The sequence below is a fragment of the Allorhizobium paknamense genome (assembly GCF_030815125.1).
In the GTDB taxonomy this organism is placed as follows: Bacteria; Pseudomonadota; Alphaproteobacteria; order Rhizobiales; family Rhizobiaceae; genus Allorhizobium; species Allorhizobium paknamense.
The window spans coordinates 1-10,028 of record NZ_JAUSWH010000036.1; the positions used below are offsets into that span (position 1 = coordinate 1).

At 60.7% G+C, this 10,028-nt stretch carries 8 protein-coding genes; 2 read left to right on the forward strand and 6 right to left on the reverse strand.

The window, feature by feature from the left end; translation table 11 throughout:
- Positions 1 to 342: 342 nt before the first annotated feature.
- Positions 343 to 2,514, forward strand: coding sequence for a malate synthase G (locus QO005_RS23990; protein WP_307160537.1), 2,172 nt, complete (start codon positions 343 to 345; stop codon positions 2,512 to 2,514).
- Positions 2,515 to 2,753: 239 nt separating this feature from the next.
- On the opposite strand, the gene QO005_RS23995 is transcribed toward QO005_RS23990, so the two are convergent.
- Positions 2,754 to 3,458 (reverse strand): L,D-transpeptidase, encoded by a 705-nt coding sequence (locus QO005_RS23995; RefSeq protein WP_307160538.1) that lies wholly within the window; start codon positions 3,456 to 3,458, stop codon positions 2,754 to 2,756.
- A gap of 179 nt (positions 3,459 to 3,637) precedes the next feature.
- Between QO005_RS23995 and QO005_RS24000 the strand changes: the two genes are divergently transcribed.
- Positions 3,638 to 4,117 (forward strand): MmcB family DNA repair protein, encoded by a 480-nt coding sequence (locus tag QO005_RS24000; RefSeq protein WP_307160539.1) that lies wholly within the window; start codon positions 3,638 to 3,640, stop codon positions 4,115 to 4,117.
- 87 nt (positions 4,118 to 4,204) lie between these two features.
- On the opposite strand, the gene QO005_RS24005 is transcribed toward QO005_RS24000, so the two are convergent.
- From QO005_RS24005 to QO005_RS24025, 5 genes are all read right to left on the reverse strand, one after another.
- The gene (locus tag QO005_RS24005; protein ID WP_370878153.1) at positions 4,205 to 4,807 is read right to left on the reverse strand and encodes an ActR/PrrA/RegA family redox response regulator transcription factor; all 603 of its coding nucleotides are present in this window, start codon (positions 4,805 to 4,807) and stop codon (positions 4,205 to 4,207) included.
- A 46-nt stretch (positions 4,808 to 4,853) separates the two neighbouring features.
- Positions 4,854 to 6,158 (reverse strand): ActS/PrrB/RegB family redox-sensitive histidine kinase, encoded by a 1,305-nt coding sequence (locus QO005_RS24010; RefSeq protein ID WP_307160541.1) that lies wholly within the window; start codon positions 6,156 to 6,158, stop codon positions 4,854 to 4,856.
- Positions 6,159 to 6,230: 72 nt separating this feature from the next.
- Positions 6,231 to 8,693 carry an ATP-dependent helicase HrpB gene (hrpB, locus tag QO005_RS24015; protein ID WP_307160542.1) on the reverse strand — a complete coding sequence of 821 codons (2,463 nt, stop codon included), beginning with the start codon at positions 8,691 to 8,693 and terminating at the stop codon, positions 6,231 to 6,233.
- 6 nt (positions 8,694 to 8,699) lie between these two features.
- Positions 8,700 to 9,653 carry a bifunctional Delta(1)-pyrroline-2-carboxylate/Delta(1)-piperideine-2-carboxylate reductase gene (lhpI, locus tag QO005_RS24020; protein ID WP_307160543.1) on the reverse strand — a complete coding sequence of 318 codons (954 nt, stop codon included), beginning with the start codon at positions 9,651 to 9,653 and terminating at the stop codon, positions 8,700 to 8,702.
- Positions 9,654 to 9,735: 82 nt separating this feature from the next.
- Positions 9,736 to 10,028: hypothetical protein (locus QO005_RS24025; protein ID WP_307160544.1), on the reverse strand; the 293-nt coding region annotated here is incomplete at its 5' end.

A 10,028-nucleotide genomic window follows, 5' to 3' on the forward strand; every position in this document is an offset into this window, starting at 1 on the left:
AAATGATCGGCATTTCCTGCACCTTTCCTCCTACTCAGACACAAAATACGCCTTGCAGAACACCCATCCTGATTGAGTTTTGACCCTAGAGCATTTCCAGGAAAAGTGCCGGTGCGGTTTTCCCTCCAGAAATGGATAGGGTTTTGGACCGGGTGCGGGAGGACGCTGACCTGTCTTGCTTGATCGATGCTGGTATTCATTGAATATTTTAAGAAAGTCCGCTTAGAACTTTTCGGCAATTTCGCCCCGGTCGGAAAAGCTCTAAACAGGCGGGACGAAACTGTAAAACGGCGTGGCAGGCGATCTTTCCAGATTGCGACGCCCGGGGTTCAGGAGGTCTAGATGGCGCGTATCGAGAAATATGGTCTGGCTTTTGAGCAAGTCCTTCACGACTTTCTGGTGGATGAGGCCTTGCCCGGGACGGGCGTGGAGCCGGAGCATTTTTTCCAGGCCTTTTCGGCATTGATCCATGATCTTGCCCCGCAAAACCGCGCTCTGCTGCAGAAGCGGGATGCATTGCAGGAAAAGCTGGATGCCTGGTATCGCAGCCACGGTGCGCTTTCGGACGCCAAGGCCTATGAAGCCTTTCTGCGCGACATCGGCTATCTGTTACCGGAAGGGCCGGATTTCACCGTCACCACTGGCAATGTCGATCCGGAAATTTCGAAAATCGCCGGTCCGCAGCTTGTCGTGCCGGTGATGAACGCCCGTTACGCGCTCAATGCCGCCAATGCCCGGTGGGGCTCGCTTTACGATGCCCTTTACGGCACGGATGCCATCCCGGAAACCGACGGCGCTGAAAAGGGCAGGGGCTATAATCCCAAGCGCGGCGAGAAGGTCATTGCCTGGGCGCGGGATTTTCTCGACCAGTCGGTGCCGCTGGCGGCAGGCCGCTGGGCCGATGTCTCGGGGCTTTCCATCGCGGACGGTGCTCTGCATGTGACGCTCGCGGATGGTGGACAGACCGGCCTTGCCGATCCTGCGCAATTTGCCGGCTATTGCGAGGCTCCCGAGGCGCCGGGCTCGATCCTGCTGCGGCGCAACGGTCTGCATATCGAAATATGCATCGAACCCGGCGGTCAGATCGGTTCCTCCGACAAGGCGCATATCGATGACATCCGCCTGGAATCCGCCATCACCACCATCATGGACTGTGAGGATTCGGTTGCGGCGGTGGATGCCGAGGACAAGGTTCTGGTCTATGAAAACTGGCTCGGCCTGATGAAGGGGGATCTGGAAGAGATCATCACCAAGGGCGACCATGTCTTTACCCGTATCCTGAACCCCGATCTGCAGTTTACCGGCCCGGACGGCAAGGCCTTCACCCTGCATTGCCGCTCGTTGATGCTGGTGCGCAATGTCGGCCACCTGATGACCAATCCCGCCATTCTGGACCGAGACGGTCAGGAAGTCCCGGAAGGACTGATGGATGCGATGATCACGGCGCTGATCGCGCTGCATGATATCGGCCCGAATGGCCGCCGGCAGAATTCCCGTACCGGATCGATGTATATGGTGAAGCCGAAAATGCATGGGCCGGAAGAGGTGGCTTTTGCCGTCGAGATCTTCAACCGCGTCGAACGCGCGCTCGGCATGGCGCCGAACACGATCAAGATGGGCATTATGGATGAGGAACGCCGTACCACGGTCAACCTCAAGGAGTGCATCCGCGCCGCCAGGGACCGGGTCGTCTTCATCAATACCGGTTTCCTGGACCGTACAGGCGATGAAATCCATACCTCCATGGAAGCAGGTCCGATGCTTCGCAAGGGCGACATGAAGCAGGCGGCCTGGATTTCGGCCTATGAGAACTGGAATGTCGATATCGGTCTCGCCTGCGGCCTGTCCGGCCATGCGCAGATCGGCAAGGGCATGTGGGCCATGCCGGATCTGATGGCCGCCATGCTGGAGCAGAAGATTGCCCATCCCAAGGCGGGTGCCAATACGGCCTGGGTGCCGTCGCCCACCGCCGCGACCCTGCATGTCACGCATTATCACAAGGTGGATGTCGCCGCCGTGCAGGAAGGGCTGAAAAGCCGTCCCCGTGCAAACCTGTCCGATATTCTTTCCGTGCCGGTCGTCAGCCGACCCAACTGGACGGCCGAGGAAATCCAGCGTGAACTGGACAACAATGCCCAGGGCATTCTCGGCTATGTGGTGCGCTGGGTGGATCAGGGCGTTGGTTGCTCGAAAGTGCCGGACATCAACAATATCGGCCTGATGGAAGACCGTGCCACCTTGCGCATTTCCGCCCAGCACATGGCCAACTGGCTGCGTCACGGCGTCGTTTCCGAGCAGCAGGTGATCGAAACCATGAAGCGCATGGCCGCCGTGGTCGACCAGCAGAATGCCGGTGACCGCGCTTATCAGCCCATGGCCACCAACTTCGACGGTTCCGTCGCCTTCCAGGCGGCTCTCGATCTGGTGCTGAAAGGCCGTGAACAGCCGAACGGTTATACCGAGCCGGTCCTGCACAAGCGCCGTCAGGAAGCAAAGGCCCGGGCTGGCGTGTAATACGAACGGCCATTGAAAATGACCGTTCGTATTCCCTTTTCGAATATCTCAAGCCCCCGATTCATTTGGGATATTCAAAATCTCTTCAAGGCGAGGATGCGTATGCATCTTCGAGCCTTGGTATAACGCCTACCGGAAGGGCGGGCACATCATCCGCCCTCTTCAGGTTTGAGAGTATGTATAAACACAAAAGCCGCCGAATTGCTTCGGCGGCTTTTGTGTTTGATCCTTTTGTAAGATCAGGACTGCTGAACGATGACCTTGGCGGACTTGCCGGGACGGACGCGCTCATAAAGATCGATCACATCCTGGTTCATCATGCGAATGCAGCCCGAGGAAGCGGCGGTGCCGATGGAGGCCCATTCCGGCGTGCCGTGAATGCGGAACAGTGTATCCTGGCCCTTGTCGTTGAAGAGATACATGGCGCGCGCACCGAGCGGGTTGCTGATGCTGGGGCCCATGCCGTTTTCGACATATTTCGCCACTTCCGGCTTGCGGGCGGCCATTTCCTTCGGCGGATGCCAGCTCGGCCAGGCCTGCTTCCAGGCCACATGCGCTTCGCCCGCCCAGGCAAAGCCTTCCTTGCCGACGCCGATGCCATAGCGCATGGCCTTGCCGTTCGGCAGGATGTAGTAGAGGAAGCGGTCATGCGTGTTGACGATGATCGTGCCCGGCTTTTCCGAAGAGGCATATTCCACGATCTGCCGCTGGAACTTGGGATTGACCTTCTGGATCGGAATGGCCGGCAGGGTGTAGCCCGCATCGGTCACGGGGCCATAGGCGTCGGAGAAGATCTGCGCCGTTTCCACCTTGGCCGGGGCAGCCTCGGCAGCAGACGGGGTGAGTGCCGCCGTCTTGCGGTTTTCTTCAGCAGTGGTGGAGCAGCCGGTAATTGCCAGCGTCGAAAGAAGACCAAGCGCGGTCAATGCATTGCGAATGCGCATGAAAAGCTCGTTTGGATTGCAGGACGGGAGATGATGCGTTGAACCATCGTTAAGAGAGGTTTATTTTTTATTCGACTGAACTTGGCAAGGCCGCGAAAGCGCTCAAGCAGTCCTGAGGCTGCAAATTGCTGAAGAATGGCTTTTTTGCAACAGAACTGCGGCGTCGAAAGGTGGAGTTTATGACGATTCTTACGTTTGGTGTTAAGAGTGCGTTAATTGACGGACGCCAGTCCGAGCGCGCCTTAATGATTCGCCGCGGCGTGCAGATTTTGCTGGATGGCATGCGGCACGCGGTGCTGCCGGAACTGTCACTGCCCGGTGGGCGCCGGGCCGATCTCGTCAGCCTCTCGGACAAGGGTGAAATCTGGATCGTGGAGATCAAATCCTCCATTGAGGATTTTCGGGTGGACACCAAATGGCCGGATTATCGCCTGCATTGCGACCGGCTGTTTTTCGCCACCCTGCCGGATGTGCCGCTCGATATCTTCCCGGAGGAGTGCGGCCTCATTCTCTCGGACGGCTATGGCGCCCATCTGATGCGGGAGGCGCCGGAACATCGTCTGGCGCCCGCCACCCGCAAATCGCTGATGCTGAACTATGCCCGTTCCGCCTCCACGCGGCTGATGCGGGCGGAATGGGAAGCGAACCGCCCGCTTTGAACCTTCAGTGGCTGGCAATGTTTCACGGGAAACACTCTCCGGCTTTCCCTGCAAAGCAGCTTTTCCTTCGCCCGGAATCTCCCCCGATTACTTCGGCGCCCGTTTGGCAAGAATGCGCTGCAAGGTGCGCCGATGCATGTTGAGCCGCCGCGCCGTCTCCGAGACATTGCGGTCGCAGGCCTCATAGACCCGCTGAATATGCTCCCAGCGGACGCGGTCCGCAGACATCGGATTTTCCGGCACTTCCGCCTTCTCCCCGGGCCGCTGCGTGAGGGCATTAAACACCTCATCGGCATCGGCGGGCTTGGAAAGATAGTCCACCGCGCCAAGCTTCACCGCGGTCACCGCGGTGGCGATATTGCCGTAGCCCGTCAGCACGATGATGCGGGTGTCGTTACGGCGCTCGCGGATGGCTTCGATCACATCCAGGCCATTGCCGTCGCCCAATCTCAAGTCGACCACGGCATATTTCGGCGCTGCCGCCTTGGCTTTGGCAATGCCTTCCGCCACGGAGCCCGCCATATCGACGGTAAAGCCCCTGGCTTCCATGGCGCGGGCCAGCCGGCGCAGCAAGGGGGCATCGTCATCTACGATCAGCAGCGACGGATCGGGACCGAGATCAATATCGCCATGACTGTCGCCACCTGCCGTGGCCTGATGTCCGAACCTGTCTTCACTCATGTTCTTCATCTCTGCATTTTTTGCGGTTATCGCCTTATCCGGCACGGCGGTAAAGTCAAATCCTTGCGGTTTCCATCGCCTCCCTGGGCCAGGTTACTCGCACCCGCGCACCCTTTTCCGGCGGTTCGCGATTTTCGAAGGCCAGTTGCGCGCCGGAACGTTCCAGCAGGGTCTTGGCGATGAACAGGCCAAGCCCGAGCCCGCCCGCCCGGCTATCTGTCTTCCTGCTGGTGACATAGGGCTCACCGATCCTCAGGAGAATATCCGGAGCGAAGCCTTCGCCATCATCCTCGATGGTCAGAACGACGTGGGATTTCGTATGCTCCACAGTGATTTGCACCGTTCTTGCTGCATAGCCCACCGCATTTTCAATGAGATTGCCGAGCCCGTAGAGAATGCCGGGATTGCGCGCGCCCACCGGTTCCGAGGCCCGGTCGGACAGTTCCACCACGGTCAGAGCGATCATTCCGCCGCGATGCGGCGCTGTCACCTCTTCGATCAGCGAGGAAAGCGGCAGGCGGCGCATATGCTCCTCATCCTGATGGGACAGCGTGGTCAACCGCTTCAATATGTCACGGCATCTCTGGCTCTGGCTGCGCAGCAGGTGCACGTCCTCGGCATAGCGGGGATCGTTGCCCAGTTCCCGCTCCATTTCCTTGGCCACTACGGTAATGGTGGCAAGCGGGGTGCCCAGTTCATGGGCCGCTGCCGCCGCCAGACCGTCCAGTTGCGAAAGGTGGGTCTGCTTTTGCAGGATCAGTTCTGTCGCCGTCAGCGCCTCGGCCAGCAGCGTTGCCTCGCGGGAGACGCGATAGGCATAGAAGGCTGCAAAGCCGGTCATGGAGCAGATCGCCGCCCAGGTCGCCACCAGCCGCACCGGATGCGTCACATAGGCTTCGCCCGGATACCAGGGCAGGGGAAAGGGCGTGAAGGCCAACGCCGTGATGCAGATCAGCGCCAGCACCATCAGCGCCATGGCGTGACGCAGCGGCTGCGATGCGAAGGTGATGATGACCGGCACGCAGATCAGCGGCGCGAAAGGATTGGCAAGCCCGCCGGTGATGAACAGCAGGGCCGCCATTTGCAGAAGATCCAGCGCCAGAATGGCGAAGGTCCAGATCGGATCGAGCCGCTGGGTGGAGGGGAAGGCCACCTGCAACACGAAATTCACCACCGCCAGCGCCCCGATCAGCGCGGCTGCGGTATCCAGTGGAAAGGGAAAGCGCAGCACCAGCGCCACAATGGCCAGCGTCACCGTTTGACCGGCCACGGCAAGCCAGCGCAGCCGCACCAGCGTTTCAAGTCTCAGCCGGCGGCTGGAATGTCCAAAATGCATGTTCAGGTCCAAGGTCTCGTTCATTCCCGTTCCTCCCCTGGGAATATCTTTACTCCGCTGCGGCTCCCCGATGCCACGCTCCTCTGCGTCACAAGCTTATGTTCCGCGCGGTTTGGCCCGCGTCGTCGGCTGAGCGCCCGCCGGATCTTCGGGCCATGGATGCTTCGGGTACCGGCCCCGCATGTCGGCCCGCACATCGCTCCAGGAACCCGCCCAGAAACCCGCCAGGTCCCGCGTGGTCTGGATGGGCCGATGCGCTGGCGAGGTCAACTCCAGCAGCAGCGGCAATTTTCCGCCGCCAATGGTGGGATGCTGCCGCAAACCGAAGAGTTCCTGCACCCGGATGGTCAGTTTCGGCTCATCCCCCTCATAGTGAATGGGATGGTTCATGCCGGTGGGGGCGGTGAAATGGGTGGGCGCCAGCTTGTCCAGCTCCCGCTGCAGCGCGTGCGGCACCAGACTGCGCAGGCCATCCGCCAGCCCGCTCGCCGAAATCTCGGCAAAGCTGCGCGCTCCTGTCTGGAAGGGGGTAAACCATTCCTCCAGCCGCTCTGTCAGCGCATTATCCGACATATCCGGCCATGGTTCTCCCAGGGTTCGCGCCAGAAAGCCGATCCGCTGGCGCAATTGTTCGGTCGATTTGCTGAAGGGAAGATGGTCAAGGCCCAGTTCGCGAACCCCTTCTGCCAGTGCTTTTGCCGCGGCTTCGCCGGTGGGGCGGGGAAGTGGTGCCTCCTCCAGTGTGATGGCGCCCAGCCGCTTCACCCGCCGCGCACGCACCTCACGGCTGCCGCGATCAAAGAAGCTTTCATCGCCCTGGGTGATTGCCTCTGGCAGTTCCGCTTCGATCTCCGCCAGAGACATCTCGGCGGCCGCCAGGATACGGGCCTTGCCCGCCCGTCCCGTCAAATCCGCAACCACCAGCAGGGCGGAGGCGGCCAGCCGTTCGGTTTCTTCCAACTCGCCGCCCCGGCCATTGGCCATGACATAGCGCCCGCGCCCGCCGCGCTGGAAGGCGATGCGGTCCGGAAAGGCGTGAAGCAGAAGCCGCCCGGCGGAGACCGGCTCGGAAGACGCCGTCCGCCCCCCTGCCTGATCCGCCAGCCGTCCCGCCAGCCCGCGCGCCGCAGAGGCTCTCTCGCTCCGGTCGGACCGGAAGCGCCGCAGCCGTTCGTCCAGATCGATATCATTGCCACCCAGACCCTGCTCGGTCAAAAGCACAGCCAGGTCTGCGGCCGGTTTTGCCAGACCTTTTTCAGCCGAGGCAATCACCATGGCGGCCAGCCGGGGTGGCAGGCCAAGGCCGCGCATCTGATGGCCACGTGGCGTCAGGCGGCCATGCTCATCCAGAGCGCCAAGGCTCTTCAGCAGCGCGCGCGCTTCCTTCCAGGGTGCTGCGGGCGGCGGATCGATGAAGGCAAGCTGCGCCGGATCGCAGACGCCCCAATGCGCCATGTCCAGCACCAGCCCGGAAAGATCGGTCGAGAGAATTTCCGGCGGGGTGAAAGCGGGAAGTGCTGCCGTTTGCCCCGCATGCCAAAGCCGGATGGCAAGCCCCGGTTCGGTGCGCCCGGCGCGGCCCGCCCGCTGGTCGGCAGAAGCGCGCGAGGCCTTCACGGTTTCCAGCCTCGTCATGCCGGTGGCGGGCTCAAACACCGGCAGGCGCTGCAAACCGCTATCTACGATGATCCGCACGCCATCAATGGTAATGGAGGTTTCGGCAATCGATGTCGCCAGCACGACCTTTCGGGTTCCCGCAGGTGCGGGCTTGATCGCCTGGTCCTGCTCAGCCTGGGAGAGGTTGCCGTAAAGCGGAACGACCCGGGTGGACGCGGCAAGCCGTCCCTCCAGCCGCTCTGCGACCCGGCGAATTTCCGCCTGTCCCGGCAGAAAGGCCAGGATCGATCCCTGCTCGCTGGCATGGGCATCGAGAATGACCGAGGTGACCGCATCTTCCACCCGTTCCGTGCCGGGACGATCCCGGTGCCTGATCTCCACCGGAAAGCTGCGGCCCTCGCTTTTCAGCACCGGCGGTTCATCCAGCAGGCTGGAAATGCGTTCCACATCCAGCGTCGCCGACATGACGGCCAATCGCAGATCGTCCCTTAAGCCCGCCTGGCAATCCAGCGCCAGCGCCAGGCCGAAATCCGCATCCAGAGAGCGTTCGTGAAATTCATCGAACAACACGGCGGAAATGCCGGACAGTTCCGGGTCGTCCAGAATCATCCGGGCAAACACACCTTCGGTCACGACTTCGATCCGGGTCCTCGAAGAGATCCGGTTATCGAGGCGCATGCGATAGCCCACGGTCTCGCCAACCTTTTCATGAAGAAGCGCGGCCATGCGCGAGGCCGCGGCGCGCGCCGCCAGCCTGCGCGGTTCCAGCAGGATGATGCGCCCATCCCCGCGCCACGGCTCCTCCAGAAGATGCAGCGGAATGATAGTGGTCTTGCCCGCGCCCGGCGGCGCACTGACAATAGCGCGATTGCCTTCTCTCAGCGCTTGGGACAGCGGCTGCAGAATTTCGGAAACGGGATAGGAAGGAAGCGTCAGGCTCATGCGAACTTATCGGATTTTTGTGTTCAGTGCGGTCTCATAGGCCAGGATAGCCCCCGCCAGATCTTCAAGCGCGGCGCCGACCGATTTAAAGAAGGTGATCTCATCGGGACGCCGCCGCCCCGGCACGCGTGCCCCTACCAGTTCCGCCAGTTCCCCGCAAATGGCCTCGGGCTTCAAACTGCCATTTTGCAAGGGCTGGACAATATCGCCGGCCTCGCTCATCGCCCCCGCCCGCGTATCCACGAAGACCCGTGCCCGCGCGATCGCACGATCGTCGGCCTCACGCATGGAGGGCTTGAAGCCGCCGATCAGATCAAGATGGCTGCCGGGTTGCAGCCATTCCCCTTTGATCAAGGGTTCCGTGGCGAGGGTCGCACAGGAAATGATGTCGGCCTGTCTTGCTGCCTTCTCCAGATCGGTGACCGCGATAGCATCAAAGCCCAACTCCCGGGCCTGCTCGGCGGTCTTTTCCGCATTGGCGGTATTGCGTCCCCAAATGCTCACCTCTCGGATCGAGCGGACTTTAGCATGCGCTTCAATTACATTCAGCGAAAGCCGCCCCGTCCCCACCATCAGCAGGCGGCTTGCATCTTCCCGGGCCAGATAGCGTGCGGCAAGCGCCGAAGCTGCGGCGGTGCGCCGAGCCGTCAGTGCATTGCCATTGATCAAAGCTAGCGTCTCGCCAGTTTGACCTGAGGTCAGAAGATAGCTCCCCTGGACGGCAGGAAGGCCGGAGAGATGATTGTCGGGATAGACCGAAACAAGTTTCACGCCGCAATATCCGCCCGGCACCCAGGCAGGCATGAGCAGCAGTGTCGCGTCGGCTCTGTTGGGGACCTTTACATCGTGATGATGCCGCACAGGCATGACGCAATCGGACGCAAACATCCGTTCCAGCGCATCGATCAAGGCAGACCAATCCAGTGCGGCAATGGTTTCCTGTTCATTCAGAACCAGCATGGGCAACTCCAATGTTTCTGGAGCGCACCTTATCCGTCTTTTTTATTGAAGGAATAATCTTCACCCGTGTTTGGCAGCTGATTCAGGGACCAAAACCCACCACATGCCCCGAGAGCCCTACCCCTTCTCCAGGGAGAGGGAAAAGAATCCGACAAAAAATCTTTTTAAAACAATCGGATGAAGCTAAAACGACAGTTTTTTGACAGACCCGTGTTGACCATTTGGCGTAATGGGGCTTATAAGCCGCTTCACGAGACGAGGGGCGGTTGCTTCTGGCGGCGAGCTTCTTCGTTTTAAATTTCTGAGATTGGCTGAGATGCTGATTGGGGCCGGGTTTAACGGTTTGGCCTTGCGGGAATTTTTGACACTTTGATG